The following is a 25,780-nucleotide window of genomic DNA, read 5'->3' as shown; positions in this document are numbered from 1 at the left end:
CTCAGCCCGCCCCGCCGGGAGTGACCGGGATCAGCCTGATACCCGGAACCGAGGGGGTCGGGGTCGAGAGCACCAGCGTTTCGCCGCCCTCGAGCCCGCCGGTGATCAGCACGTCGCCGCCCAGCGCCGGGCCGGTCTGCACCGGGCGGATTTCCAGCCGGTTCTCGGCATCGGCGAGATAGACAAAGGGCGCGCCGGCATCGTCGAGATGCAGCGCGGTGCGGGGCACGGCGATAACGCCGTCGAGCGGCGGGGCGCTGAGGGTGACGGTGACAAAGCTGCCGGGGTTGAGCGGCGGGCGGCCGCCGGCGCCGTTGGCGATATAGGGATCGTCGACCTGAACCACCACGCCGATGGTGCCGGTCTCGCTGTCCACGGTGCCGCGCAGGCGCAGGATGCGGGCGTCGTAACGGGCGGTGGTGCCGGCCACGTCGAGGGTGACGGTGGCGGTGATGCCCCGGTCCTGCATCAGGCCGCTCAGGCGGCTGGTGTCGACCAGCGTGCCCTCGGGCATTTGCCCGCCCACCGAAGCCATCGCCAGGGCGCGAAAGGCGCGCGGTGCGATCTCGGCGGTGATCTGTGCGGCGGCGGCGCTGTCCAGCGTCAGCAGCGTCTCGCCGGTGCGGATGAACTGGTCCGGGTCGACGTTAAGCGTATTGACGCGGCCCCGGAAGGGCGCGGTGATGGTGGTCTTGGACAGCGCGCGCTCGGCCTCGGCCAGCTCGGCCTGGCGCACCGCCAGCGTCGCCTCGGCCGAGGCGCGCTGCGCCGGGAAGAGGGCCAGCGTATTGGTCACATTGGTGAGCGCGTTCTGCTGGGCGAAAAGGGTCTTTTCGGCGGCGTTGAGCGCGGCCTGGGTGCTGGTGCCGCTCTCGACCAGCGACTTGACGCGGTCGAATTCGGTTCGCGCCACCTCGAGCGTGCGCTGCTCGATCTCAAGATTGCGGCGGCTGTTGGCCTCTTTCCGGTCAAGCTCGGCCAGGGTCGCCTCGGCGGCGGCGATATTGGCGCGGGTCTTTTGCACCGAGAGATCGTAATCGGTGCGGTCGACCTCGACCAGCATGGCGCCCGCATCGACGAAACTGCCTTCGGCCAACCCGTCGGTCAGGCGGGCGATGCGGCCCTCGACCTGCGAGACGGCCGACCAGCGATGCGCCGGTTCCACCCGGCCATAGCCCTCGGCCGTGGGCGCGATCGACGCCGGTGTGACGGACATCACCCGCACGGCCACCGTCGCCTCGGGCTCGGCGGCGGCGGGAGGCTGGCCGCTCCGCGTCATCCAGATGAAACCGATCACGCCGAGCGCAAGCGGCGGAATGATAAGCAAGGGGCGCAGGTTCATGGGCGTTCTCCCGCCGGGTCAGGGCCGCGCGCCGGGCCGGATCCGGCGCGCTCGTCCCGGTATAGCCCAAGCGCCCCCTGGCATGAAGGCGCAGCATGCGTCTCCGTCAGAAAGCCACGGGTTGGCCGCGCCCCTCGGCCCTTGCGCGCTCCAGCACGTGATGCGCCGCCGCCAGATCCTGCGCCGCGACGCCGAGCGAGCGGTAGACGGTGATCTGGTCGGGGTCCGCGCGCCCTGCGATCTCGCCTGCCAGCAACGCGCCGATCTCGCCCTTCAGGTCGGTTTCGGAAAAGGTACCGGCAGCGATCATCTCGACGATCTCACCGGCCTGGGCCAGCGTCGAGGGCAGGTAGTCGACCCAGATCGCGCCGCGCTCGACCATGCTGTCGTCGACCTCGCGCATCGAAGGGATGGAGGACCCGACGACATTGACATGGGCCCCCGGCTTCACCCAGTCCCCCATCACGATGGGGGTGGGAGCGGCGGTAACGGTGCACACGATGTCGGCGTCCGCGATGGCGGTGTGCAGGTCGGTTCCGCTGGAAAAATCCACCTCCGGGTAATCGGCGGCGGCGCGGGCGGCGAAACCGGCCGCCTTTTCAGCCGAGCGGCCTGCGACCGCGACGCGTTTGATCGGGCGCACCGCCAGCATCGCGGTCAGGTGATGTTCGGCCTGTTCGCCGTAGCCGATCAGCGCGAGGCTGCCGGCGTCCTCTCGGGCCAGCGCGCGGGTGGCCACGGCGCTGGCGGCGGCGGTGCGGATCGCGGTCAAAAGGCTCGCGTCCATCATCGCCACGGCGCCGCCGGTCTCGGCCTCGAACAGCACGATGGCGCCGCGGTGAGAGGACAGACCGCGCGCGGGATTCTCGGGAAACAGACTGACCAGCTTGACGCCGAAACAGGCCGGATCGGCGATGGCGCCGGGCATCACGCCCATCTTGTTGTTCCCGCCCACCGGCACCACCGCGCGCAGCGGCAGTTGCGCCGAGCGCGCCGAGACGCCCTTCATCACCCCGGCCACCACCTCGATCGCCTCGTCCATCGGCAGCAGCGCCGCGACGTCGTCTTGGGTCAGAACGATCATTGCGCGCGCTCCTTTTCGCTGCCCCAGTCGGGGCCGGTGACGGTCAGGCCCAGCGCCTGTTCCAACAGGGCGGCATAGGCCTCGGGGCGCGCGACATAGGGGAAATGCCCGCCCCAGGTAAAGCGGTAGGCGGCGGCGGGCCGGACCCGGGCGCGGACGGCGGCCCGCATCTCGGGTGGGATCAGCGGGTCGTCGTCGGCCTCGATGGTAAAGCGCCCGCTTTCCGACAGGGTCAGCGGCGGCAGCTCCGGCGCGGTTTTCAGCGCCTTGAGCCGCATCCGCAGCTCGGGTTCGGGAATCCGGCCGCCGACCTCTTCCAGCAGCAGCTCCACCAGATCGGCCTGATCGGGGTGGGCCTCGGCCCAGGCGCCCAGCCCCTGGCCGAAACCTGCGCGCAGATCGGCGATGGGGGCGGCGTCGAGATCCAGCGCATAGGGCATCTTGTCGATGAGGCCGGCGACCGAGTGCAGCGTGTTGGCGGCAAAGAGGGTGTCCACCCGGCCAGGATGCGCGGCGGCGAAATACTGCGCCAGATATCCCCCCAGGGAGGAGCCCAGAACCGAGGCGGTTTCAATGCCCAGATGATCGAGCAGGGCGGCGAGGTCTTCGGCCCATTCCGCGATGCCGCCGGTTTCGGGGTAGGTGACCGCGACGACGCGCAGCCGATCCGACAGAGCCGTGATCTGTTGCCAGAAGATGTCGCCGCGTCCCAGCGTGCCGGGGATCAGCAGGAGCGCGGGCCCCTGCCCGGTGTCGATATAGCCCCAGTCCCGCACGTTCAGCACCACGCGGCGCTCGGGGAAGCCCATGGCAAAGGCGTTTCGGGCGGCGATCAGCGGATTGCTCATGCGAAGGGGTCCTCCACCACCGGGAAGTAGGTTTTTGCCCGGTTCTTGTACGGAATATTGGCGAAATCGGGAGTGATGGAGCCGGGGGTGGCGACGCCAATGACCTTGGCGGCGATGGGGTTGAAGCCCGCCTCGTAGTGGTTCGAGGACTTCACGCAGACATAGCGACGCTGCGAAAGGTCGATGCCGAGCTGCTCGAACGCCTCGGGGTGGAAGGTCTGGGTGCGCAGGTCGTTCAGCACGATGTCGATGCCGTTCGATTCGATCCAGACCACATCGCCCATCGGCGCGGGCAGTTTTCCGAAACGCTGGGTCAGACCAGAGGCGATCTTTTTCACCGTGACGGTCAGGTCCAGCGGATCGCCCGACATCGGGCCGCATTTGCCCCCGATGCGCAGGTTCAGCGTGGCCCCCTCGCCGGCCTCCTTGCAGATGCGGACGGCGATGGGATCCCAGAACAGGCCGGTGGCGACGCCGGTCATGCCGCGTTCGATCATCGCGCGCAGCAGAAAGGTGGCGTCAGACGGCGCGCCGCCGCCGGCGTTGTCCGACATGTCGGCGAGCACGATCGGACCCTTGGCCTCGGCCTCGGCGATGTCGAGGGCCGTGTCGATATCGGGCAGGGAGCGGTGCAGCTCGTGGCGCAGGGCAAAGATCTTGCGTCCGAGCGCCTCGGCCTCCTCTGCCGCCCGCTCCGCACTGCCGTCGCAGATGGCAACGGCGCGGGTGCCGGTGCGGGGGTGGTCGGACCAGGGGAAGCCGTGGATCAGGGAGAGCGACAGCAGACCCCCCTGCCCCTCCGCCGCCATCATCTCGTCGACGAAGCCGCGCATCGGCTGTTTGGTGGTGGGCATGGCGATGATCATGCGGCAGTCCCAGTCGCGCATCACCGGTTTGATTTTTCCTGCGGCGGTGTCGGCGGCGAGGCGGAACAGGTCGGCGGCGCGCTCGGGCACGTCGACATGGGGGTATTCCTTGAAGGCCACCAGCAGGGAGGCCTGGGTCATCATCTTGTCGGTGAGGTTGGAATGGGGGTCCAAGAGGCCGCCGATCACGGCATCCGGGGCAATGGCGCGCAGGTGGGCGATCAGGTCGCCCTCGCAATCGTCATAGCCGTCGGCGATCATCGCACCGTGCAGCGCCAGCAGGATCACATCAGCGCCGCCCGCCGCCCTGAGGTCGGAAGCGATCTCGTCGCGGAAGCCTTCGTAGACGGATTTCACCGTGGGGCCGGAGGGCTGGGCGTGGGCCGACAGGCTCTCGATCACCTGCCAGCCGTTTTCCCCGGCCTTCTCGCGCCAGATGTGCAGCGGCGCGGTCCAGTACATCGGCGCGTCTTTCGTGGCGTCGCCGTGATGGATAGACCCCTCTTCGAAACTCGCCATGCCGGTGGGCAGCGGGGAAAAGGAGTTTGTTTCGGTGCTCAGACCGGCGATGAAGATCTTCATTTTCGTGTCCTATGGGGTCTTGGGAGAGGGCTGGGAAACCGGCCGGGAGACCGGAAGCTGCCCGGTCGCCTGCATCATAAGCCGCGCGGCCAGATGGATCAGGATCAGTGCAAAGGCGAGCGGTACGGCGCCGGTGAACCAGATCATCGGAATGTCCAGCATCTCGGCCTGCCGACCCAGGCTGCGGCCGAGAAAGCCGCGCGCCATGTCCATCCGCGCGTTGAACAGCGAATACCAGATCACCGGGGCGGCAAAGGCGATAACACCCGCCGCCCGGATCAGCGCCAGAGCCATGCCCGGCGTGCCGCGGATGGTCTGCATGTTGGGAAAGAGCGTCGGATCCGAGGCGGCACGGAAGGCGCAGGAGGCCCCCAGCATGCCGGCCCAGACCATGGCGCGGCGGGCCAGTTCCTCGGTCCAGATCGGCGGGGCGTTCAGTACATAGCGCGCCAGCACCTGCCAGCCGGCGGCGAAAACCATGGCCAGCACCGCCAGCACCGCCCCCCAGAGGGCGATGCTGTTGAGCGTTGCCGACAGCCGGTCGAGGATGCGGGCCATGGGTTTCATCGGCTCAGTTGCCCTTGGCCGCTTCCCAGGCCGCGATCTGGTCCTGGCTCAGCAGGCCGCTTTCGTAGGCGGGGGCGGAGGCGGCGCGGAATTCGTTGCGCGCGGCCTGGTCCAGCTTGACCACGGCGACGCCGGCCTCTTCCAGCTTGCCCAGGACGGCGTCCTGGGTGCCGAGCCAAGCGCGGTTGGCCGCGGTGGCGGCGGCGGCGGCGGCGTCAACCGTGGCGCGATCCGCGTCGCTCAGGCCCTGATACCAGTCCTCGGATACGATGGTGATGCGCAGCGAGGGGGCGACACGGGCATCGGTGAAATGCTTGAGAAAATCGGTATGCCCGAACAGCAGCGGCACGAAGGCCGGGTTCATGTAGCCGTCGGCGACGCCGGTTTGCAGCGCGTTGGGAACCTCGGCCCAGCTGACGATCGTGCCGGCGGCGCCCCAGGCCTCGTAAAGTTCAATCTGGCTTTCGTCCAGCGCGCGCATCCGCAGCCCCGCCATGTCGGCGACCGAGTTCACCGGCTTTTTGGTGTTGAAGATGCCGGTGGCCTGGCCGACCGTGTTGACGGCGATCACCCGCACGCCCTCGGGCGCGGTGGCCGCGTTGATCCGGGCCAGCATGCCGCCGGCGTTCAGCGCGCGGTCGACCTCTTCCATGTCGGCAAAGAAATAGGGCAGGCGCAGACCATAGATCAGCTTGTCGATGGAGCCGACGATGTTGAGCGGCGACATCGAGACCTCCAGCAGACCCTGGCTGACCTGATCGAACAGCTCGTCATCGCCGCCGAGCGCGCCGCGCTGGAATTCCTCGGACGCCATCCCATGCTCGTTGAGATAGCTGGAGAAGGTATGCGCCCAGACATAGGTGCCCGAACCGTTGAGATCCGGCGGGCTGTCTAGGGCGATCTTGATCTGGGCCGAGGCCGCATTTGCGCCCAGCGCGAGCGTCGCGGCGAGCAGTCCGCCGGTCAGGAATTTCGAGAGTTTCATGTCAGGTCCTCCTATTGGGTTTTTGGTATTTTCTTTTGGGTATTAATGTCGTCTCAGGGTCCGATGCCCAGCCCGAAGGCGTGTGGCAGCCAAAGGCTGAGCCCCGGCAGTTTCACCAGCAGTGCCAGCACGGCGATCTGGGTCAACACAAACGGGAGCACGGCGCGCGCCAGCTTCCAGTAGCTCACGCCAGTCACCGTCGAGACCACCAGAAGGCAGCCTCCCATCGGCGGCGAGACCAGCCCGATACAAAGGTTGAAACACAGCACGATGCCAAGGTGCACCGGGTCCGCGCCCTGCGCCAGTGCGACCGGGGCCAGCAGCGGCACCAGCAGTGCCAGCGCCACGGGAATGTCGAGCACCATGCCGGCGAGCAGGAAGATCACGTTCATTGCCAGCATGTAGCCGGCGGGGCCGAGACCCAGCCGCGCGACCATGTCCGAGATCGCCTCGGGCACGCGTTCAAGCGCCCCCAGATGGCCCAGCGCCGAGACGGCGCAGATGATGATGAAGATCGAGCCGGACAGGATGGCGGTGCGGCGCAGCGCCTCCAGCACCTCGCCGCCCGAGATCCCGGCATAGAACCAGCCCGCCCCCAGCGCGGCAAAGACGGCGACGGCGGCGGCCTCGGTGGGCGTCATCCAGCCGAAGACGATGCCGCCGAGGATGATGATCGGCAGCGACATCGCAGGCAACGAATGGATCAGCGTCGGCAGAATGGGCGGCATGTCCTCCTTCTCCACCCGTGGGTGGTTCTGGCGCACGGCAAAGGCGCCGTTGACCACCAGCAGGGCCGCGGCCAGCACCAGTCCGGGTATGATCCCGGCGAGAAACAGCGCGGTGACCGAGGTGCCCATCAATGCGCCGTAGAAGATCAGGATGATCGAGGGCGGTACGATGGGGCCGATGATCGAGGAGGCGGCGGTGACCGCACTGGCGTAAGTCAGGCTGTAGCCCCGCCGCGTCATCTCGGGCACCAGCGTGTTGGAGAGGGCGGCAGCATCGGCCACGGCCGAGCCGGAGATGCCGGCGAAGAACACCGAGGTGAGGATATTGACATGCCCCAGCCCGCCGCGCACCCGGCCCACCAGCGCCATCGAAAGGTTGATCAGCGCACCGGTGATGCCGCCCCGGTTCATCAGCTCGCCCGCGAGGATGAAAAGCGGCATCGCCATCAGCGCGAAGACATCGATCTTGGAAAAGATCTGCTGCGGCAGGATCGCAAGGTAGCGGGAATTGTCGGTGACGATGAAGGCCAGCACCGCCGCACCGCCGATCACATAGGCAATGGCCAGCCCCGAGGCCAGGAAGGCCGCAGCGGCGAGGCCGACCCAGACCATCATGCCGCCAGCTCCGTCCGGGCGGGAGAGAGCAGGTCCGGCGTGACCCCCTCGGCCTCGATGTCCCCGGGCAGCGGCTCGCCCAGCGCCAGCGCGGCGGCGGCGCGGGCCATCGCCGGGGCGGTCTGGATACCGTACCCGCCCTGCCCCGCCAGCCAGAAAAAACCGGCCGCCGCGGGGTCGTAGCCGACCGCGGGGCCGCCATCGGGCAGAAAGCTGCGCAGACCGGCCCATTTGTGTTCGATGCTGCGCACCTGAAGGTCGAAGGCGGTCTCGATCCGGTCGACACAGATCGCCACGTCGAGTTCTTCGGGCTGGGCGTCGCAGGGGGGCGAGGGGGTTTCGTCGGCAGGCGACAGCAGCAGCTTGCCGGCGTCAGGCTTGAGATAGAAATCCTCGGCCACGTCTACCACCATCGGCCAGGCGTCCGGCACCACGCCGGCGGGCGGCGCGACCAGCAGCGCGGTTCGGCGCAGCGGGCGCAGGCCCAATGGGCGCAGACCCGCCATTTCGGCCACCACATCGGCCCAGGCCCCGGCGGCATTTATCACGACGGGCGCGCGCAGGGTACCTGCCGGGGTCTCCACGGCCCAATCGCGGCCCTCGCGCGCGATGCCCAGAACCTCGGCTTTCAGATGCAGCGCGCCGTCGCGGGCGCGGAAGGATTTCAGGTAATGCTGGTGCAATCCGTGCACCTCAATATCCGCAGCGGAGCCGTCGAGCAGCGCCGCAGCGGCATAGCCGGGGCGAAGCAGCGGCACCAGATCGCGGGCCTCGGCGCCGGACAGGGGCATGACCGCCTCGCCCAGTTCGCCGTGCAACGCGTCGAGGTCGGCGGCCTGATCGGAGCGCCCGACGAAGAGCGCGCCGCGCGGGCGGATCAGGCCGGGCGGCGGGTTACCGGGCCCCTCGCCGCGATAAAAGGCATGGCTGGCGCGCGACAGCGCCCGGATCACCGGCGGGCCATAGGCCACGGTGAACAGCGCGGCGGAGCGCCCGGTGGTGTGATAGCCGGGCTGGGGTTCACGTTCGAGCAGCACCACGCGGCCCGTACGCGCCAGTTCGGCAGCCACCGAGGCGCCGGCCATGCCCGCTCCGATCACGATAAAATCGGCCGTCCCGCCACCCTGCGCCATACACCCTGTCCCTGTTGCCGTCGAGTTGTCGGAAAAAGCGTAACATCGATTTTCCAATTGGAAAACAGATTTTTTCCTATCGGAAAATTTCTTGGCGTCACAGGGATTTGCGTCTAGACTGACCATTATGACAGACGTGAAACACGCCCCGAATCCGCGCGCCGATTTTGGCCGCCGCCTGCGCCAATTACGCCGCGACCGGGGATGGACCCTGGCCGAGGTCGCGGACCGTTCGGGGCTGGCGATCTCTACGATTTCCAAGGCCGAGCGCGGGGTGATCTCGCTGACCTATGACCGGCTGTCGCAGCTGGCGCGCGGGCTGGAGGTGGACCTTGCCGCCTTTTTCAACGCCGAGGGGCAGAGTTTCGAGCCGGGCAGTTTCGCTGTGGCGCGCAAGGGCGATTTCAAGCGGCAGGAAACCCCGAACTACGTCTACGAAATGCTGTTCCCGGATCTGTGGAACAAGGCGATGACGCCGATGATGGGCTCGCTCAAGGCGCGCGAGTTCATGGATTTCGAGGATTTCGTGCGCCATCCGGGACAGGAATTCCTGGTGGTGCTGGAGGGCGCGGTGACGGTCTTTGCCGAGGGGCGCGAGCCGGTGCATCTGGAGGCCGGCGACAGCCTCTATTTCGACAGCGCGGTGGGGCACCTCTATGCCTCCGACAGCGACCAGGACGCGCGGATTCTGGTGGTCTGCGTGCCCGGGGCGGGGACCTGAGCGGTCAGGCCCGGAGAACCGCGCCGGGGTTCATGATGCCCAGAGGATCGAGCGCGGCCTTGATCGCGCGCATGGCGTCGAGTTTCACCGGGTCGCCGTAGCGTTCCAGATCCTCGACCTTGAGCCGTCCGATGCCATGTTCGGCACTGACCGAGCCGCCCATGGAATGCACCAGATCATGCACCGCGTATTTGACCGCGTCGCGCTGGTTGACATGATCCGCTTTGCTGCGGCCGGGCGCGGGAAAGACGTTATAGTGCAGGTTGCCGTCGCCCAGGTGGCCGAAACAGTTGACGCGGAAATCGCCCAGACCGGCGACGATCCTGTCGCCCTCGGCGATGAATTCGGGAATGCGGCTGATCGGCACCGAGATGTCATGGCTGGAGACCGCGCCGATGCGGCGGTTGGCCGCCGGGATCTGTTCGCGCACCGCCCAGAATGCCGCGCGTTGCCCTTCGGACTGTGCGATGAGCCCGCCCGAGGTGAGGTCGCGCTCCAGCGCCGCTTCGAACAACCCGGCCAGCGCCTCCTCAGGGTCGAGCCCGCGGGAAAGGCCCAGCTCGATCAGCACGCACCAGTCGGGCGGGGTGGCGAAGGGCTGGCGGATGTCCGGCAGCTCATCGGCGAGAAAGCGCAGCCCCTGCCCTGCGATCAGTTCGAAGGCGCTGACCCCCTCGCCCAGCCGGTCGCGCGCCAGCGACAACAGGTCGATCGCCGCCTGCGGGTCCGGCACCACGAAAAGCGCGGTGCCCTCGCCCGCCGGGCGCGAAAACAGCTTGAGCGTGGCGGCGGTGATGATGCCCAGCGTCCCCTCGGCCCCGATCAGCAGATCGCGCAGGTCATAACCTGTGTTGTCCTTTCTCAGCCGCGACAGCCCGTGCCAGATACGCCCGTCGGGCAGTACCGCCTCGAGCCCCAGGCACAGATCGCGCGCATTGCCGTAGCGCAGCACGCCGGTGCCGCCGGCGTTGGTCGAGAGGTTCCCCCCGATCCGCGCGGTGCCCTCGGCGGCCAGCGACAGGGGAAACAGGCGCCCGGCCTCCGCCGCCGCCGCCTGCACCTCGGCCAGAATCGCGCCGGCCTCGGCGATCAGCACGTTCTCGGTCGGATAGACGCCCCGGATCGCCGCCACCCGCTCCAGCGAAACGATGAGCGGCGCGGGGCCGTCAGACATGATCTGGCCGCCGACCAACCCGGTGCCGCCGCCATAGGGCAACACCGGCACCCGGACCTCGGCCGCCGCGCGCACCAGCGCCGCGACCTCATCGACATTGCGCGGCAGGGCGAGCAGGCCGCATTGCCCCGACCAGCGGCCGCGCGGCTCTTCGAGATAGCGGGGCTCGGCGGGGCGGAACACCGCCTCGGGCAGCGTCTGGCGCAGCCGGGCTGCGAAGGTGTCATCGGCGGGGTTCAGTGTCATGGCCTAGTCCTGCCCAAACGCCGGCCCTTGCGCAAGCGCGATCAGTCGATCAGATAGCGCGGCTTCAGCACGACGACGGTGGGGCGGGACGGCAGATCGCGCAGCGACAGGGTGAGCGAGGAGGTCCCCGGCCGCTCCACCGCGAAGCTGCCGGCGATATCCTCAAGAAAGCGGTTCAGGCTGTAGCCGCTGAACCAGTGCATCGGGATCACCACCGAGGAGCGCAGCCGCTCGATCACCCGCACCATCTCGGGCAGCGGCAGCGTCAGGCCGCCGTCGACCGGCGCCATCACCACGTCGAGCCGTCCGAGGGCGGCGAACTGTTCGTCGGTCGGGATGTGATGCAGATGGCCCAGATGTCCGATGCAGAGCCCGGCCGCCTCGAACACGAAGATCGAGTTGCCGCGCGCCTCGGCCCCGGTGAAGGCAGAGCGGATATCGGTCGAGACGTTGCGCACCAGCATCTCGCCCAGATCGAGGTGATGTTCGATCCCCTCACCGTAGTTGCCCCAGCCCTTGAGCACATGGGGGATCGCCGGATCGGGGGTGGCGGTCCAATGGGTGTCATGGGCGTGGTTCATCGTCACCACGTCGGGGACCAGGCCGGCGGTGCCGAGAAAACCGGTGTAGTCGGTGACCGCGTTCAGCCCGCCCGGCGTCTGGATCAGGAAACTGGCATGGGCGATGTAATGCAGGCGCACCGAATGCTCGGGCAGCGGATCGCGCCAGGACGCCTTGGACAGATAGGCAATTCCCGGCGCGGCATCGGCGATGGCGATGCAATGGCTCGGGCGGCGGTCCTGCGCCCAGGCCGCCCCGGCCAGACAGACGAAAAGCAACGAGATGAAGACCCGTGCCACCGGCCCCTCCCTTTCGGAATGCGTTGTTGCTGGGGATGGTAGCGCGTGGGTCGGGAAGGTCCAGCAAACGCGGTCTATCCGCCGCTCTCCGTCCGCTCTGCCGGGGGAGCGGATCAGGGAGCGGGCACCGCGAGAGAGGGGGCAAGGGGGAACAGACGTCGGGCGCCCTGGGGGCTCCGCCCGTTCGCGCCTGAAACGCTCCACCGGAGCGTTTCCGAGACAGCGCTTACCCCGCGTCGGTCTTGCCGCGGCGGTCGCTGCGCAGCGAGGCATAGAGCACATGGGTGCGCCAGCGCCCATCGATTTGCAGATAGCTCTGCGCGACACCCTCGTATTTGAATCCGGCGCTTTCCAGCAGCCCGCGCGAGGCGGCGTTTTCCGGCAGGCAGGCGGCCTCGATGCGGGACAGGTCGAGCCGGGTAAAGGCGTGGTGGACCACCGCGGCGATCGCCTCGCGCATGTAGCCCTGGCGGGCAAAGGGTTCGCCGGTCCAGTATCCCAGCACGCCCGACTGCGCCGGGCCGCGGCGGATGTTGTCCAGCGTGATCGCCCCCAGCAGCACCTCGTCGGCGCGGCGGAACAGGAACAGCGGCAGCGCCGAGCCATTGGCGACCGACCGCTGCGCCCAGTAGACCCGGTTGGTGAAGGCCTTGCGCGAGAGGTGGTCGGCGGCCCAAGAGGGCTCCCACGGGATGAGATAATCGCGGCTTTGCTGTCGCAGCGCGCTCCAAGGGCGAAAATCCGCATGCACCGGCGGACGCAGCGTGAGACGCTCGGTCTCGATCCTCAGCTTGCGTTTGGCCAGAAGCATCGTCGCTGTTCCCGGGGCGCGTCAGGCGGCGCGCCGCTCCTGCAATTGGGCAAGGCTGGGGGCGGATTTGACCGGACCGTAAAGGGCCATGGCCGCAGGCGCGGTGGCGGCCATCTGCTCGGCGAAACTGCGCAGATCCTGCATGCCGACGGCGTCGATACGGGCGACGGTATCCTCCAGGGGGGGCACCGTTTCCCAGATCTGCACCAGCCGGGCCAGACGTTCGGCGCGGTTCGAGGGGCTTTCCAGCCCCATCAGCATGCCGGCCTTCATCTGGGCGCGGGCGCGGGCGACCTCTTCCTCGGTCATGTCGGTGACGGCGCGCTTCATCTCGTCGATGGTGATGCCGGCAAGCTCGGCCACCTGACCGGCGGAGGTGCCGGCATAGATGGTGGTGGTGCCGGTATCGGCATAGGCGCCGGCCTGGGCGAAGATCGTATAACAAAGACCCCGCTTTTCGCGGATCTCCTGGAACAGGCGCGAGGACATGCCGCCGCCCAGCACCGAGGCATAGATCTGCGCGGTATAGATCGCGTCGTCGCGGTAGCCCGGACTTTCCAACGCCAGGGCGAAATGGGCCTGTTCAAGTTTCTTCGCCTTGCGGAATTCGCCGCCGGTGAACCGGCCCGGCTCGGCGGTGCTGGACGGGCCCGGCTCGAGATGGCCGAACAGCCGCTCGGCCAGGCGCACCAGCGCGTCGTGATCGACCGCGCCGGCGGCCGACAGGATCATCTGGCCGGGGCGGTAATGCTCGCCCACAAAGGTGGACAGATCCGCACGGGAAAACGCGCTGACCCGCTCGCTGGGGCCGAGGATGGTGCGGCCCAGCGGCTGGTCGCGATAGCTCGCTTCCTGCAACCAGTCGAAGATCACATCATCGGGGGTGTCGTTGGCCTGGCCGATCTCCTGCAGGATGACACCGCGCTCGACCTCGATTTCGCGGGGGTCGAACACCGGGTTCAGCAGGATGTCGGCGATCACGTCCATCGCCAGCGGCACGTCGGCCTCGAGCACCCGGGCGTAATAGGCGGTAACCTCGCGGCTGGTATAGGCATTGATATAGCCGCCGACATCCTCGATCGCCTCGGCGATCTGCAGCGCGCTGCGGGTCTGGGTGCCCTTGAAGGCCATATGCTCCAGGAAATGCGCGATGCCGTTCTGTTCGGCCCGTTCATGCCGTCCGCCGGCGCTGACCCAGATGCCGATGGCGGCCGATTGCAGGCCAGGCATGCGTTCTGTGACGATTCGAAATCCGTTGGCCAGTTGAGCTTGCTGCAAAGTCACGCGGTAATTTGTCCCTTGATATGGGTTTCGATGGCGACGAGATCGTTGTCGATCCGGCACACTCGTTCCGGCCTGTCATACAGATCCGCCATGCGCGGGGGAAGAGGGGGCCGCAGGCCGCTTGCCTTCTCCACCGCATCAGGGAACTTGGCCGGATGGGCGGTGGCCAGCGTGATCATCGGCACCGATGTGTCGCGGGTTTCCTCGGCCACCTTCACGCCTACGGCGGAATGGGGGCAAAGCAACTCCCCGCTGGACTTAAGCGTTGCTGCGATGGTTGCAAGGGTCTCCTCTTCCGAGGCGCGCCCCGAGGAGAAGCTTTCGCGCAGGGCCTCCATCGCGCCCTGACTGACATTGAAGCCGCCGGTCGACAACTCGTCCATCAGCTGCGCCACGGCGTTTCCGTCCTGACCGTAGGCATAGAACAGCGCGCGTTCAAAATTGGAGCTGACCTGAATGTCCATCGAGGGGCTGATCGACGGAATCGTCTCGCCCTTGAAATACCCCTGCCCGGTCAGGCACCGGTGCAGGATGTCGTTCTGGTTGGTGGCCACCACCAGCCGGTCGATCGGCAGGCCCATCCTCTTGGCGATGTAGCCTGCGAAAATGTCGCCGAAATTGCCGGTGGGCACGGTGAAGCTGACCTTGCGCCCGGGCGCGCCCAGCGACACGGCGGAGGAGAAGTAATAGACCACCTGCGCCAGCACACGGGCGAAGTTGATCGAGTTGACACCGGCCAGCCTCACGCCGTCGCGGAACGCGAAGTCGTTGAACATGTCCTTGAGGCGAGCCTGACAATCGTCGAAATCGCCGTCAAGGGCCAGCGCATGCACGTTGGCGTCCGCCGGCGTGGTCATCTGACGGCGCTGCACCTCGGACACGCGGCCATGCGGGAACAGGATGAAAACGTCGACCGCATCCAGTCCCCGGAACGCCTCGATCGCCGCCGACCCGGTATCGCCCGATGTGGCGCCGACGATGGTCACCCGCTCGCCGCGCCGCTTCAGCGCCACCTCGAAGAGCTGGCCGATCAGCTGCATGGCGAAATCCTTGAACGCCAGCGTCGGGCCGTGGAACAGCTCCAGCAGGAAATGCCCCGGCGCCAGCTGGACCAGCGGCGCGCGGGCGGCATGACCGAAGCCGGCATAGGCGCGGGCGATGATGTCGCGGAATTCGTCATCGGTGAAGCTGTCGCCGATGAAGGGGCGCATCACGCGAAAGGCGGTTTCCTCATAGCTGAGGCCGGCCAGCGCGGCGATGTCCGTTGCGCTCATCTGCGGGATGGTTTCGGGCACATAGAGCCCGCCGTCACGCGCCAGCCCGGTCAGCATCGCCTCTTCGAAGGTCAGCGCGGGCGCCTGGCCGCGGGTAGAGATGTATTTCATCGCTCGTCGCTCCGGGGTCGGGCGCGGGTGCGCCACAGGAAGTAGATTGTCATCAGGGCCCAGACCAGGGCCAGGCCGAACCATGTCACCGCATATTGCAGGTGATCGTTGGGAATGCCGGTGGTCGTCACCGGCAGCGGCGTGACGCCCGGGTCGGTCCGCGACCGCGCGATCAGCAGCAGCGGTTCGGTGTCGAGGGTGGCGGCCAGCGCGGGCACGTCGCGGGCGAACCAGATATTCTCGTCACGCTCCGGCTCGGGGGTGAAACCGTCGATCTCGTCGGGCCAGTGCAGGTTGCCGGTCACCTCCATCGCGCCGGTGCCGCGCGCGGCCCCCTTGTCCTCGGTCGGGACAAAGCCGCGGTCGATCAGGATGCGGCGGCCGGCCTCGGTCGTAAAGGGCGCGATGATGCGGTAGCCGGCGCCGAAATCGCGGGTAGAGACCAGCACATGCAGTTCCGTCGCGCCCATGGTTCCGCTGACGCCGACGGGCAGATAGCGGTCGCGCTCCGGATCGGGATCGGCGGGCAGCGCCACCGGATCGGCGCCGATGCGTGCCTCGATCTCGGCCAGCACAGCCTGTTTCCACGCCAGCCGCCGCACCTGCCAGGTGCCCAGCGACAGCAGGATCGCCATCCCGGCAAGGCCGAAGATCAGCAGGAACAGAAAGCGGCGCATGAAACGCTCCGATCGACACGAAAAAGCGCGCGGGCGGGCCGCGCGCTTTGCTTTAAATGCGAGAGGGGCGGTTTTTCAACCGCATTCCGCACCGGTCACAGCCCGGCGGTGCCCCAGATGTAGACGGCGAAGAACAGGAACAGCCAGACCACATCGACGAAGTGCCAGTACCAGGCGGCCGCCTCGAAGCCGACATGCTTCTCCGGGGTGAAGTCGCCTTTCATCGCGCGGATCAGACAGACGGTCAGGAAAATCGTCCCGATGATCACATGCGCGCCATGAAAACCGGTGGCCATGAAGAAGTTCGAATAGAACTCGTCACCGCCGAATTCCCAGCCCGAATGCAGCAGGTGCGCATATTCATAGGCCTGCAGCCCGGTAAAGGCGACGCCCAGCACGATCGAGATGGCCAGGCCCTGCACCAGCGCCTTGCGGTCGTTGTCATGAACCAGCGCGTGGTGCGCCCAGGTCACCGCACAGCCCGACAGCAGCAGCACGACGGTGTTGATCAGCGGCAGGTGGAACGGATCGACCGGAAAGATCTCCGGCTTCACGTATTCGGTGCCGAAATACTCGTTCATCGGGTAGATCGCGTGTTTGAAGAACGACCAGAACCAGGCGAAGAAGAACATCACCTCGGACATGATGAACAGCATGAAGCCATAACGCAGCCCGATCCGAACGACCGGCGTGTGATCGCCGACGCGGCTTTCCGCCACGACCTCGGACCACCAGGCGTACATGGTGTAGAGCACCATCGCGAGCCCGATCAGGAACATGAACGGGGTGACGTCATGCATCCAGAGCACGGCGCCGAACAGCATGACAAACCCGCCCACCGCGCCGAACAGCGGCCAGATCGATGGGCTGAGAATGTGGTAATCGTGATTTTTTGCGTGTGCCATTAAGTGTCCCTCACCTCTCGGCCTAGTTCAGATTGGTGTCTGCCTTCTGATCGAGGGCGGCATATCCCTCGGGCAGATCGATTTCATAGAACGTGTACGACAGCGTGATCGTATGCACGTATTTCGCCTCCGGGTCGTCGACGATCTCGGGATCGACGTAAAAGGTCACCGGCATCTCCACCCGCTCGCCCGGCTGCAGGATCTGCTCGGTAAAGCAGAAACAGGCGATCTTGGTGAAATATCCGCCGGCCGAATAGGGCGCGACGTTGTAGCTTGCCTGACCGGCGATGGGCCGGTCGGTCGGATTGTACGCCTCGTAAAAGGCCAGACCGGTTTCCCCGATGCGCAGCTCGATCTCCTGCTGCATCGGTTTGAAATCCCAGGGCATGCCCCGTTCCTTGGACCCGTCGAAGCGGATCTTGACGGTCTGCTCCAGGATCGTGTCCGATCCGGTCTCGGCCACATTGGTGGCGCCGCCGAAGCCGGTGACCTTGCAGAACCAGTTGTAGGCGGGCACCGCCGCCCAGGCCAGCGCGCCCATGGTGATCACGACGGCGACCAGCTGGATCACGGTTTTCTTCTGGTTCGACGCAGCCATCACTTCTGCCCCGCCAGGTTGGCAGGCCGCATGGTGAAGTCGCCGCTGGTGACCTTGGCGATGGTCAGCCCGAACACGATGGCGACAAACCCCGCCAGCACCAGGCCGACGCCCAGATTGCGGCCAAAGCGGCGTTTGTGCAGCTCGTGCGTTGCCTTGATACTCATCTTACCAGCCTCCCAGACCAAAGGGTTTCAATACGGCCTCGACCAGGATCGCGCCGAAGTGGAGGAAGAGATAGAGTAGCGAGAGCCGGAAAAAAGACCGCTCCACAAGGAAGTTGTCGGCCTCGGAGGCGTCCTCGTCGCGGCGGCTGATGCGCCAGGCGCCGCGCAGGAACAGCGCGTTCAGCACCAGCGAGACCGCCAGATAGACCGGGCCGCCGATGCCGGAGAAGGCCGCACCGACCGCGAGCATCGCCAGCAACACCGTATAGACCAGGATATGGGTCCGGGTCGCGCGGCGGCCGTGGGTCACGGTCAGCATCGGCACGCCGGCATCGTCGTAGTCCGAGCGCATGAACAGCGCCAGCGCCCAGAAATGCGGCGGCGTCCACATGAAGGTCAGCGCGAACATCAGCCAGGGCTCGATCGCCATGTCGCCGGTCGCCGCGATCCAGCCGATGACCGGTGGAAAGGCCCCCGCGGCGCCGCCGATGACGATGTTCTGCGGCGTCGCCCGCTTAAGCCACATGGTATAGATCACCACATAGAAGAAGATGGTGAAGGCCAGGAAGGCGCCGGCGAAGATATTGGCGGCCAGCGCCAGCATGATCACCGCGAACCCCGACAGCGCCAGCCCGAGGTTCAGCGCCTCGCCCGGCTCGATCTTGCCGGCCGGGATCGGACGGCCGCGGGTGCGTTTCATCACCCGGTCGATATCGGCGTCCCACCACATGTTCAGCGCGCCCGAGGCGCCGCCGCCGATGGCGATGAACAGGATGGCGCAAAAGGCGATCATCGGATGCACCGGCACCGGTGCGGCCACCAGGCCGACCAGCGCGGTGAACACGACCAGCGACATCACCCGCGGCTTGAGCAGGGCGAAATAATCGCGGAACCCGGCCTCGTCATCGCGGATCGTGCTGGCGTTGATGCTTGCGTCGCTCATTCAGGGTCTCCGGAGCGGACGGGCCCGCGGCCCGCCCCTGTCCTTGTCACTTCGATGCGACCTGGAAGCTTTTCGGCGTGCCGGCGTCGGCATATTCCTCGATCGCGCCTTTCAGCCACTCTTCGTAGGCCGCTTCGCTGACCACCTTGACGGTGATCGGCATATAGGCGTGATCCTTGCCGCAGAGCTCCGAACACTGGCCGAAATAGATGCCTTCCCGCTCGGCCTTGAACCACAGCTGCGCCAGGCGGCCGGGGACGGCGTCCTGCTTCACGCCAAAGGCGGGCACGGTCCAGGAGTGGATCACGTCGGCACCGGTCACGTTCATGACGATGGTCTTGCCCACGGGCACCACCACGGCGGTGTCCGTGGCCAGCAGGAACTCGTCACGGCTGTAGCCGGCCTCGACAAGGCTTTCCTCGACCTCGGGGGTCAGGACATAGTTGCCGCCGGTGGCGGGCTGGCCGATCATGTAGCTGTCAAAGGCAAAGCCCGCATCCACATATTCATAGCCCCAGTACCACTGATAGCCGGTCACCTTGATGGTGATGTCGGCCTCGGGGATTTCCTGCTGCTTGAACAGCACCGGCAGCGAGAAGGCGCCGATGAAGACCAGGATGATGATCGGCACAACGGTCCAGGCGATTTCGATCGGGGTGTTATGGGTGAAGCTGGCCGGGGTGGGGTTCACACGGCGGTTGTAGCGCAGGATGATCCAGCCGATCAGGGCGATCACGAAAACGCAGATCGCCGTGATAATGATGAGAATCAAATGGTCCAGCGATTGCAGATCGCGGGCCAGCTCGGTCGCCGGCGGTTGAAAGCCCATTTTGCCCTGGGTCGGCTTCCCGACGATTTCGAGGGCCTCCTGCGCATGGGCCGGAAGGCTGGTGAGGGCTGCAAAAAGCCCAGAAAGCATCAAAGCATTCTTCATGTCGTGTCCCGATCGGTTGATCCCGTTTTTCTCCCTGGACAGCGGGTCGGCGCGTATACTTCGACACACACCCGTTGTCTTTGACGTCGGTAAAAACCATATTCCGCGCAACAGATAAAGCGAAATGCTTGCGTCAAAGGGACGCTTTTTTGATCTATGTCAAATTGTGAGGCTGGCCCATGCCATCAGAAACCTACCGCCCGTTCGCATCGGCCCTGCCCGAGGACGAGGCGCTCTCGATCCTGAAATCGGCCACCGACGGGGCCGATGACGGCGAGATATTCGTCGAGCGGCGCAAATCCGAGGCGCTTGTGTTCGACGACGGCAGGCTGCGCACGGCCAGCTATGACGCCTCGGAGGGATTCGGGCTGCGCGCGGTACGCGGCGAGGTGGCCGGCTATGCCCATTCCACCGATGTCTCGATCCCCGCGCTGCGCCGCGCAGCCGAGACCGCGCGGCTGGCGGTCGGAGATGGTGGCGGCACGCTGGCGCCGCCGCCACCGTCCACCAACCGGCATCTTTATACAGACGAGGATCCGATCGGCGGCACCCCCTTTCCGGTCAAGATCGAGACCCTGCGCGAGATCGACGCCTTTTCCCGCGATCTGGACCCGCGGGTGGTGCAGGTCTCGGCGACGCTGGCGGCCTCGCTGCAGGAGGTGGCGATTCTGCGCCCCGACGGGGTGCAGGTGCGCGATGTGCGGCCGATGACCCGGGTCAATGTCTCGGTCATCGTCGAACAGAACGGGCGGCGCGAGACCGGCACCGCGGGCGGCGGCGGCCGCGTCGGCCTCGACGGGCTGATCGACCCGGCCGACTGGCAGGCCAAGGCGCGCGAGGCGCTGCGGATCGCGCTGGTGAACCTCGACGCCATCCCCGCCCCTGCCGGGGTCATGGAGGTGGCGCTGGGGCCGGGCTGGCCCGGCATCCTGCTGCACGAGGCGATCGGCCACGGGCTCGAGGGCGACTTCAACCGAAAGGGCAGCTCGGCCTTTGCCGGGCTGATGGGCAAGCAGGTCGCCGCGCGCGGCGTGACCGTGCTGGACGACGGCACCATACCCGACCGGCGCGGCTCGATCACCGTGGATGACGAGGGCACGCCCTCGCGCCGCAACGTACTGATCGAGGACGGCATCCTTGTCGGCTACATGCAGGACCGGCAGAACGCCCGGCTGATGGGGGTAGATCCGACCGGCAACGGGCGGCGGCAAAGCTATGCCCATGCGCCGATGCCGCGGATGACCAACACCTACATGCTGGGCGGCGAGGCCGATCCCGCGGCGCTGGTCGCCGACATCAAGGACGGCATCTGGGCGGTGGGATTCGGCGGCGGCCAAGTGGACATCACCAACGGCAAGTTCGTGTTCTCCTGCACCGAGGCGTACCGGGTGCAGAACGGCAAGGTGGGCGCCCCGGTCAAGGGCGCGACGCTGATCGGCGACGGGCCGACGTCGCTCCAGCATATCCGGGCCCTGGGCAACGACATGGCGCTGGATCCGGGCATGGGCAATTGCGGCAAGGACGGCCAATGGGTGCCGGTGGGCGTGGGCCAGCCCACGGTTCTGATGGACCGTCTTACGGTGGGCGGCTCGGCGGCGTGAGCCGCCGCCTCCGGGCCGCACCAACGCCGGGACCAAGGCTGGGACCAGAGTGAAATCGGGCGATTTTGCGGCGCAACTGCCACATTTTCGCCACGATTCACCGCCTGTTAACTGTGCGCCCCCTACAAACGTCTCCGTAAGCAGGCGGAGCGTTGGATGACCGAAGCGCAGCAATCTTCCACCCACCCACCACTCCCACCCACCTCGGAAGGTGACCGGTTCGATTGGCTCCGTCTGCTTCGCTCCTACCGGGTGGGAACCTCGACATTCTACCGGATGATGGGTGAACACGGCAGCGCCCGGCGCGCGCTCGAGGCGCTGCCGGAACTCGCTCGCGCCGCCGGTCTGGATCGCTATACCCCCTGCCCCGCCGCGCGCATCGAGGCCGAGTTGACCGCCGCCCGCGCCGCCGGGGCGCAGCTGATCTGCATTGGCGAGGCGGCCTATCCGGCGGCGCTGGCGCGGATTGGCGACGCCCCGCCGATGCTCTGGGCGGTGGGCGATCCGGCGCTGCTCGACCGCCCGTCGGTGGCACTGGTCGGCGCGCGCAATGCCTCCTCTCTCGGCACCCGGATGGCGCGGGCGCTGGCGCGCGAGCTTGGCCACCAGGGCTATGTCGTCGCCTCCGGGCTGGCGCGCGGGGTGGACGCGGCGGCGCATCTGGCCGCGCTCGATACCGGCACCATTGCGGTGCTGGCGGGCGGTGTCGACGTGATCTACCCGCCGGAAAACGCCGGTCTGGCCGCCGACATAGTCCGGCGCGGGCTGCTGTTGTCCGAGCAGCCGATGGGCGTGGCGCCGCAGGCGCGGCATTTCCCGCGCCGCAACCGGATCATTTCCGGGCTGGCCCGCGCGGTGGTGGTGGTCGAGGCCGCCGCCCGTTCGGGCAGCCTGATCACCGCCCGCGATGCGCTGGATCAGGGACGCGAGGTGCTGGCGGTGCCCGGCCACCCGTTCGACGCCCGCGCGGCCGGCTGCAACATGCTGATCCGCGACGGCGCGGTGCTGGTGCGCGGCGGCGCCGATGTCATCGCCGCGCTGCCGCCCGAGGCAACCGAGGCCGCCGGGACCGCCCCGGCACAGCCGGAATTGCGCGATCGCATCCCCACTCCCCCCACTCCGCCGCCCGACAAACGCAGCCTGCGCGAGACCGCGCAGCTCCACCAGAAGATCCTGTCGCGGCTCGGCCCCTCGCCGCTGGCCGAGGATCAGCTGATCCGCGATCTGGCTGCGCCTGCCGGCCAGGTGGCCCCGGCGCTGGTCGATCTGGAACTGGAGGGCAAGATTACGCGTCAGGCCGGCGGGCTGGTGTCACGGTCGCCCTGAACCGCCCTGCGGCGCTACATCCCCTGACAGGCCTCGGGGATCACCCGGCGCCAGATGGCGCAGATCGGACCGTAGGCGTACCAGACGTCCGAGGCGCCCATCGCCCAATGAACCGCCACCCAGGTCTGACCCGACCTGACATAGAGAGCCTGCATCGTCGCGCCGCCCTCCATCCCCTCGGGATGCAGCTCACCGCGCGCATATCCGGGGCTCCGCCAGAGTGATATCTCGCCGCCGCCGGGGCGTTGAGGAGAGACCGAGGCGAAGGCCAGATCGCCACTGACCCGCAGATCGTGGACCACGAACTGCACCGGCGCGCCCAGCAGCCATTCCGCATGCGGGCGCAGCGCGTCCATCAGCGCCGCGCGCAGGGCGGTGCCCCGCTGCGGCTCCTGCCAGCCCTGCGCCGAAAGCGGCCCGGCCAGCAGCAAAACCATTACGAGTGCGGCGCGCAGCATTGCCCATTTTCCCTTGGTAAATGACGGAATCGCCTGTGCTCCGCCCGGGTTATCCTGTGCCGAAACGGCGCGGATTGACAATCTGCTCTTGCACCCCACATGGTGGCCCGCCATAGAAAACGCCGATTTAGTCGCGAGAGGTTTTCCCCTAAATGCCCGTAGTTGTTGTCGAATCCCCAGCCAAAGCAAAAACGATCAACAAATATCTCGGCCCCAACTACACCGTTCTGGCGTCCTACGGGCATGTGCGCGACCTGCCGCCCAAGGACGGATCGGTCGACCCCGAGCACGATTTCGACATGAAATGGGAAATCGCCGCCGACAGCCGAAAACATGTCAAGGCGATCGCGGATGCCCTGAAAGAAGACAACGCGCTGATCCTCGCCACCGACCCCGACCGCGAGGGCGAGGCGATCAGCTGGCACCTGCAGGAGGCGTTGACCAAGCGCAAATCGATCAAGAAGGACACGGCGGTGTCGCGGGTCACTTTCAACGCCATCACCAAGGACGCGGTGACCGAGGCGATGAAGCATCCGCGCGATGTCGATGCGCCGCTGGTCGAGGCCTATCTGGCGCGCCGCGCGCTGGATTACCTGGTCGGCTTCAACCTCTCCCCCGTGCTCTGGCGCAAGCTGCCCGGCGCCAAGTCGGCCGGTCGTGTGCAATCGGTCTGCCTGCGGCTGATCGTCGAGCGCGAGATGGAGATCGAGGCCTTCAATCCGCGTGAATACTGGTCGGTCAAGGCGGTGCTTGTTACCCCGCGCGGTCAGGAGTTCGAGGCCCGGTTGACGATTTTGGCGGGCCGGAAGCTCGACAAATACGACATCGAGAACGGCACCCAGGCGGAGCTGGCGGTACAGGCGATCAGCAGCCGCGATCTGAGCGTGGCCAGCGTCGAGGCCAAACCGGCGAGCCGCAATCCCTCGCCGCCGTTCATGACCTCGACCCTGCAGCAGGAGGCCAGCCGCAAGTTCGGCATGGGCGCGCGCCAGACGATGAGCGCGGCGCAGCGGCTTTATGAGGCGGGCTATATCACCTATATGCGGACCGATGGCATCGACATGGCGCCCGAGGCGGTCACCGCGGCGCGCGAGGCGATCACGGACCGCTATGGCGCCGAATACGTTCCCGGCAGCCCACGCATCTACAAGAACAAGGCCAAGAACGCACAGGAGGCGCACGAGTGCATCCGCCCCACCGAGATGACCCGCGACGCCGAGGCGCTGAAGGTCACGGAGGCGGATCAGCGCAAGCTTTACGACCTGATCTGGAAGCGGACGCTCGCCAGCCAGATGGAGGCTGCCCGGCTGGAGCGCACCACGGTCGAGATCGCCAGCGCAGACGGCCAGGTCGGGCTGCGCGCCACCGGACAGGTGCTTCTGTTCGACGGCTTTCTGCGGGTCTATGAAGAAGGGCGCGACGACGTTACCGACGAGGACGACAAGCGCCTGCCGCAGATCATGCAGGGCGAGCCGGCGGAAAAGCGCGGCGTGACGCCCGAGCAGCATTTCACCCAGCCGCCGCCGCGCTATACCGAAGCGACGCTGGTCAAGAAGATGGAAGAGCTGGGCATCGGCCGCCCCTCGACCTACGCCAGCATCGTTACCACGATCCAGGACCGCGGCTATGTCCGCAAGGACAAGAACCGCCTGATCCCCGAGGACAAGGGGCGGCTGGTGATCGCCTTTTTGCAGAACTATTTCCGCAAGTACGTGGGGTATGACTTCACCGCCCAGCTTGAGGACGAACTGGACCACGTCAGCGCCGGCGAGGCCGACTACAAGGATGTGCTGGCGCGGTTCTGGCGCGATTTCTCCGCCGCGATCGCCGAGACATCGGAGCTGCGGATCACCGATGTTCTGGAAAAGATCAACGAGGTGCTGGAGCCGCATCTGTTCCCGCCGACGGAGGACGGCGGCGACCCGCGCCTGTGCCCCAACTGCGGCAAGGGCCGGCTGAGCATGCGCACCGCGCGCTCCGGCGGCGCCTTCATCGGCTGTTCGAACTATCCCGAGTGCCGCTATACCCGTCCCTTCGGCCCGCCGGGGATGGAGGGCGACGAGATCGGCCCGGACGGCAAGCTGCTGGGCTATGACAACGATGAGGCGATCAGCCTGCGCAAGGGGCGCTTCGGCCCCTATGTGCAGCGCGGCGAAGCCACCGAAGAGGTGCCGAAACCGCCGCGCGCTTCGATCCCCAAAGGGTGGGAGCTGGACCAGGTCGATCTGGACAAGGCACTGATGCTGCTGAACCTGCCGCGCGAGATCGGTCCGCACCCCGAGGATGGCGAGATGATCGAGGCCGCGATCGGCCGCTACGGGCCTTACGTGAAACACGGCAAGACCTATGCCAACCTCAAGGAGGTGGACGACGTCTTTACCATCGGCATCAACCGCGCGGTGGACGAACTGGCCAAGAAGGCCGCGCGCGGCGGGCGCGGCGCGGCGGCGAAACCGCTGAAGGAGCTGGGCGAACATCCCACCGAGACCGGCCCGGTGAACGTGATGGAGGGCCGCTACGGGCCATATGTCAAATGGGGCAAGGTCAACGCCACCCTGCCCAAGGAGACCGAGCCGGCGGACCTGACGATGGAACAGGCGGTCGCGTTGATCGCCGAGAAGACGGCCAAGAAAAAGCCGGCCCGCAAGGCCCCGGCAAAGAAAACCGCCACCAAAAAGACCATCGCCAAAAAGACGGCGGCACCGAAGAAACCGGCGGCGGGCGAATAACAGACCCTGCGCCGGAAATGCTGCGGATTGCGCGTCGCCTTGGCGGCGCGTTTTCCTTTTGGGGGCGGCGCGGGGGCTCTTGAGTCATCTCCGACACCGGCCCCTGGCGCGGCGGGCGACGGGCGCCGGGCGCCGGGCGAATTCACGCCGTGCTCCGGGCCAGGGGACAGCAAGCCCACGCGCCCCCTGCCCCCCCGTATTTCTACGTATT

24 protein-coding genes are annotated in these 25,780 nt (G+C 67.0%); 4 read left to right on the top strand and 20 right to left on the bottom strand.

Annotated features, from left to right (window positions below):
- Window position 1: 1 nt before the first annotated feature.
- The 8 genes from E1832_RS10440 to E1832_RS10405 all read right to left on the bottom strand — a co-directional run bounded on the left by E1832_RS10440 (window position 2) and on the right by E1832_RS10405 (window position 8,750).
- Complete coding sequence (locus tag E1832_RS10440) at window positions 2–1,342, bottom strand: efflux RND transporter periplasmic adaptor subunit (RefSeq protein WP_133359695.1); 1,341 nt, start codon at window positions 1,340–1,342, stop codon at window positions 2–4.
- A gap of 106 nt (window positions 1,343–1,448) precedes the next feature.
- Complete coding sequence (locus E1832_RS10435; protein ID WP_133359694.1) at window positions 1,449–2,426, bottom strand: ornithine cyclodeaminase family protein; 978 nt, start codon at window positions 2,424–2,426, stop codon at window positions 1,449–1,451.
- Entirely contained in the window at window positions 2,423–3,274 is an 852-nt protein-coding gene (locus tag E1832_RS10430) for an alpha/beta fold hydrolase (protein WP_133359693.1), read from the bottom strand. Before E1832_RS10430 ends, E1832_RS10435 begins: the two co-directional genes overlap by 4 nt.
- Window positions 3,271–4,722, bottom strand: coding sequence for a M81 family metallopeptidase (locus E1832_RS10425; protein ID WP_133359692.1), 1,452 nt, complete (start codon window positions 4,720–4,722; stop codon window positions 3,271–3,273). Before E1832_RS10425 ends, E1832_RS10430 begins: the two co-directional genes overlap by 4 nt.
- Window positions 4,723–4,731: 9 nt before the next feature.
- Window positions 4,732–5,289: a TRAP transporter small permease gene (locus tag E1832_RS10420; protein WP_133359691.1), complete on the bottom strand. Its 558-nt coding sequence runs from the start codon at window positions 5,287–5,289 to the stop codon at window positions 4,732–4,734.
- 4 nt (window positions 5,290–5,293) lie between these two features.
- The gene (locus E1832_RS10415; protein WP_133359690.1) at window positions 5,294–6,274 is read right to left on the bottom strand and encodes a TRAP transporter substrate-binding protein; all 981 of its coding nucleotides are present in this window, start codon (window positions 6,272–6,274) and stop codon (window positions 5,294–5,296) included.
- 53 nt (window positions 6,275–6,327) lie between these two features.
- Entirely contained in the window at window positions 6,328–7,617 is a 1,290-nt protein-coding gene (locus E1832_RS10410; RefSeq protein ID WP_342635565.1) for a TRAP transporter large permease, read from the bottom strand.
- Window positions 7,614–8,750 (bottom strand): NAD(P)/FAD-dependent oxidoreductase, encoded by a 1,137-nt coding sequence (locus tag E1832_RS10405; protein ID WP_133359689.1) that lies wholly within the window; start codon window positions 8,748–8,750, stop codon window positions 7,614–7,616. Before E1832_RS10405 ends, E1832_RS10410 begins: the two co-directional genes overlap by 4 nt.
- A 127-nt stretch (window positions 8,751–8,877) precedes the next feature.
- Between E1832_RS10405 and E1832_RS10400 the strand changes: the two genes are divergently transcribed.
- Complete coding sequence (locus tag E1832_RS10400) at window positions 8,878–9,471, top strand: helix-turn-helix domain-containing protein (RefSeq protein WP_133359688.1); 594 nt, start codon at window positions 8,878–8,880, stop codon at window positions 9,469–9,471.
- Between the two features lie 4 nt (window positions 9,472–9,475).
- Here E1832_RS10400 and E1832_RS10395 read toward each other — a convergent pair whose 3' ends face one another.
- From E1832_RS10395 to coxB, 11 genes are all read right to left on the bottom strand, one after another.
- Window positions 9,476–10,891, bottom strand: a complete 1,416-nt coding sequence (locus E1832_RS10395; protein ID WP_133359687.1) for an FAD-binding oxidoreductase — start codon at window positions 10,889–10,891, stop codon at window positions 9,476–9,478.
- 41 nt (window positions 10,892–10,932) lie between these two features.
- Window positions 10,933–11,751 carry an MBL fold metallo-hydrolase gene (locus E1832_RS10390; RefSeq protein WP_245513937.1) on the bottom strand — a complete coding sequence of 273 codons (819 nt, stop codon included), beginning with the start codon at window positions 11,749–11,751 and terminating at the stop codon, window positions 10,933–10,935.
- A 226-nt stretch (window positions 11,752–11,977) separates the two neighbouring features.
- Entirely contained in the window at window positions 11,978–12,562 is a 585-nt protein-coding gene (locus E1832_RS10385; RefSeq protein WP_133359685.1) for a GNAT family N-acetyltransferase, read from the bottom strand.
- A 21-nt stretch (window positions 12,563–12,583) separates the two neighbouring features.
- The gene (locus tag E1832_RS10380; protein WP_133359684.1) at window positions 12,584–13,846 is read right to left on the bottom strand and encodes a M16 family metallopeptidase; all 1,263 of its coding nucleotides are present in this window, start codon (window positions 13,844–13,846) and stop codon (window positions 12,584–12,586) included.
- The gene (thrC, locus tag E1832_RS10375) at window positions 13,843–15,231 is read right to left on the bottom strand and encodes a threonine synthase (RefSeq protein WP_133359683.1); all 1,389 of its coding nucleotides are present in this window, start codon (window positions 15,229–15,231) and stop codon (window positions 13,843–13,845) included. Before thrC ends, E1832_RS10380 begins: the two co-directional genes overlap by 4 nt.
- A complete protein-coding gene (locus E1832_RS10370) occupies window positions 15,228–15,908 on the bottom strand; it encodes an SURF1 family protein (RefSeq protein ID WP_133359682.1) in 681 nt (226 codons plus the stop codon). Before E1832_RS10370 ends, thrC begins: the two co-directional genes overlap by 4 nt.
- A 95-nt stretch (window positions 15,909–16,003) precedes the next feature.
- Window positions 16,004–16,813 (bottom strand): cytochrome c oxidase subunit 3, encoded by an 810-nt coding sequence (locus tag E1832_RS10365; protein ID WP_133359681.1) that lies wholly within the window; start codon window positions 16,811–16,813, stop codon window positions 16,004–16,006.
- A gap of 22 nt (window positions 16,814–16,835) precedes the next feature.
- Window positions 16,836–17,411: a cytochrome c oxidase assembly protein gene (locus E1832_RS10360; protein ID WP_133359680.1), complete on the bottom strand. Its 576-nt coding sequence runs from the start codon at window positions 17,409–17,411 to the stop codon at window positions 16,836–16,838.
- Window positions 17,411–17,578: a hypothetical protein gene (locus E1832_RS22520; RefSeq protein WP_165978854.1), complete on the bottom strand. Its 168-nt coding sequence runs from the start codon at window positions 17,576–17,578 to the stop codon at window positions 17,411–17,413. The genes E1832_RS10360 and E1832_RS22520 overlap by 1 nt, the downstream gene beginning before the upstream one ends.
- Before the next feature lies 1 nt (window position 17,579).
- Window positions 17,580–18,521: a heme o synthase gene (gene cyoE / locus E1832_RS10355; protein WP_133359679.1), complete on the bottom strand. Its 942-nt coding sequence runs from the start codon at window positions 18,519–18,521 to the stop codon at window positions 17,580–17,582.
- 46 nt (window positions 18,522–18,567) lie between these two features.
- Window positions 18,568–19,455, bottom strand: coding sequence for a cytochrome c oxidase subunit II (gene coxB / locus E1832_RS10350; protein ID WP_133359678.1), 888 nt, complete (start codon window positions 19,453–19,455; stop codon window positions 18,568–18,570).
- Between the two features lie 179 nt (window positions 19,456–19,634).
- On the opposite strand from coxB, the gene tldD reads away from it, so the two are divergent.
- Window positions 19,635–21,056 carry a metalloprotease TldD gene (gene tldD, locus E1832_RS10345; protein ID WP_133359677.1) on the top strand — a complete coding sequence of 474 codons (1,422 nt, stop codon included), beginning with the start codon at window positions 19,635–19,637 and terminating at the stop codon, window positions 21,054–21,056.
- 156 nt (window positions 21,057–21,212) lie between these two features.
- The gene (dprA, locus tag E1832_RS10340) at window positions 21,213–22,382 is read left to right on the top strand and encodes a DNA-processing protein DprA (RefSeq protein WP_133359676.1); all 1,170 of its coding nucleotides are present in this window, start codon (window positions 21,213–21,215) and stop codon (window positions 22,380–22,382) included.
- Between the two features lie 14 nt (window positions 22,383–22,396).
- Here dprA and E1832_RS10335 read toward each other — a convergent pair whose 3' ends face one another.
- The gene (locus E1832_RS10335; RefSeq protein ID WP_133359675.1) at window positions 22,397–22,840 is read right to left on the bottom strand and encodes a hypothetical protein; all 444 of its coding nucleotides are present in this window, start codon (window positions 22,838–22,840) and stop codon (window positions 22,397–22,399) included.
- A gap of 152 nt (window positions 22,841–22,992) precedes the next feature.
- On the opposite strand from E1832_RS10335, the gene topA reads away from it, so the two are divergent.
- Window positions 22,993–25,569 carry a type I DNA topoisomerase gene (gene topA / locus E1832_RS10330; RefSeq protein ID WP_133359674.1) on the top strand — a complete coding sequence of 859 codons (2,577 nt, stop codon included), beginning with the start codon at window positions 22,993–22,995 and terminating at the stop codon, window positions 25,567–25,569.
- Window positions 25,570–25,780: the final 211 nt, after the last annotated feature.

This window comes from Antarcticimicrobium luteum, from assembly GCF_004358185.1.
Taxonomy (GTDB): domain Bacteria; phylum Pseudomonadota; class Alphaproteobacteria; order Rhodobacterales; family Rhodobacteraceae; genus Antarcticimicrobium; species Antarcticimicrobium luteum.
The sequence above is the reverse complement of the archived record's forward strand: the minus strand, read 5'-3'. Positions and strand labels throughout refer to the sequence as shown.

Bases quoted from the DNA above. Each gene is read 5' to 3' on its own strand.
- E1832_RS10440 (WP_133359695.1), bottom strand. From the start codon at position 1,342: ATGAACCTGCGCCCCTTGCTTATCATTCCGCCGCTTGCGCTCGGCGTG.
- E1832_RS10435 (WP_133359694.1), bottom strand. From the start codon at position 2,426: ATGATCGTTCTGACCCAAGACGACGTCGCGGCGCTGCTGCCGATGGAC.
- E1832_RS10430 (WP_133359693.1), bottom strand. From the start codon at position 3,274: ATGAGCAATCCGCTGATCGCCGCCCGAAACGCCTTTGCCATGGGCTTC.
- E1832_RS10425 (WP_133359692.1), bottom strand. From the start codon at position 4,722: ATGAAGATCTTCATCGCCGGTCTGAGCACCGAAACAAACTCCTTTTCC.
- E1832_RS10420 (WP_133359691.1), bottom strand. From the start codon at position 5,289: ATGAAACCCATGGCCCGCATCCTCGACCGGCTGTCGGCAACGCTCAAC.
- E1832_RS10415 (WP_133359690.1), bottom strand. From the start codon at position 6,274: ATGAAACTCTCGAAATTCCTGACCGGCGGACTGCTCGCCGCGACGCTC.
- E1832_RS10410 (WP_342635565.1), bottom strand. From the start codon at position 7,617: ATGATGGTCTGGGTCGGCCTCGCCGCTGCGGCCTTCCTGGCCTCGGGG.
- E1832_RS10405 (WP_133359689.1), bottom strand. From the start codon at position 8,750: ATGGCGCAGGGTGGCGGGACGGCCGATTTTATCGTGATCGGAGCGGGC.
- E1832_RS10400 (WP_133359688.1), top strand. From the start codon at position 8,878: ATGACAGACGTGAAACACGCCCCGAATCCGCGCGCCGATTTTGGCCGC.
- E1832_RS10395 (WP_133359687.1), bottom strand. From the start codon at position 10,891: ATGACACTGAACCCCGCCGATGACACCTTCGCAGCCCGGCTGCGCCAG.
- E1832_RS10385 (WP_133359685.1), bottom strand. From the start codon at position 12,562: ATGCTTCTGGCCAAACGCAAGCTGAGGATCGAGACCGAGCGTCTCACG.
- thrC (WP_133359683.1), bottom strand. From the start codon at position 15,231: ATGAAATACATCTCTACCCGCGGCCAGGCGCCCGCGCTGACCTTCGAA.
- E1832_RS10370 (WP_133359682.1), bottom strand. From the start codon at position 15,908: ATGCGCCGCTTTCTGTTCCTGCTGATCTTCGGCCTTGCCGGGATGGCG.
- E1832_RS10365 (WP_133359681.1), bottom strand. From the start codon at position 16,813: ATGGCACACGCAAAAAATCACGATTACCACATTCTCAGCCCATCGATC.
- E1832_RS10360 (WP_133359680.1), bottom strand. From the start codon at position 17,411: ATGGCTGCGTCGAACCAGAAGAAAACCGTGATCCAGCTGGTCGCCGTC.
- E1832_RS22520 (WP_165978854.1), bottom strand. From the start codon at position 17,578: ATGAGTATCAAGGCAACGCACGAGCTGCACAAACGCCGCTTTGGCCGC.
- cyoE (WP_133359679.1), bottom strand. From the start codon at position 18,521: ATGAGCGACGCAAGCATCAACGCCAGCACGATCCGCGATGACGAGGCC.
- coxB (WP_133359678.1), bottom strand. From the start codon at position 19,455: ATGAAGAATGCTTTGATGCTTTCTGGGCTTTTTGCAGCCCTCACCAGC.
- tldD (WP_133359677.1), top strand. From the start codon at position 19,635: ATGCCATCAGAAACCTACCGCCCGTTCGCATCGGCCCTGCCCGAGGAC.
- dprA (WP_133359676.1), top strand. From the start codon at position 21,213: ATGACCGAAGCGCAGCAATCTTCCACCCACCCACCACTCCCACCCACC.
- E1832_RS10335 (WP_133359675.1), bottom strand. From the start codon at position 22,840: ATGCTGCGCGCCGCACTCGTAATGGTTTTGCTGCTGGCCGGGCCGCTT.
- topA (WP_133359674.1), top strand. From the start codon at position 22,993: ATGCCCGTAGTTGTTGTCGAATCCCCAGCCAAAGCAAAAACGATCAAC.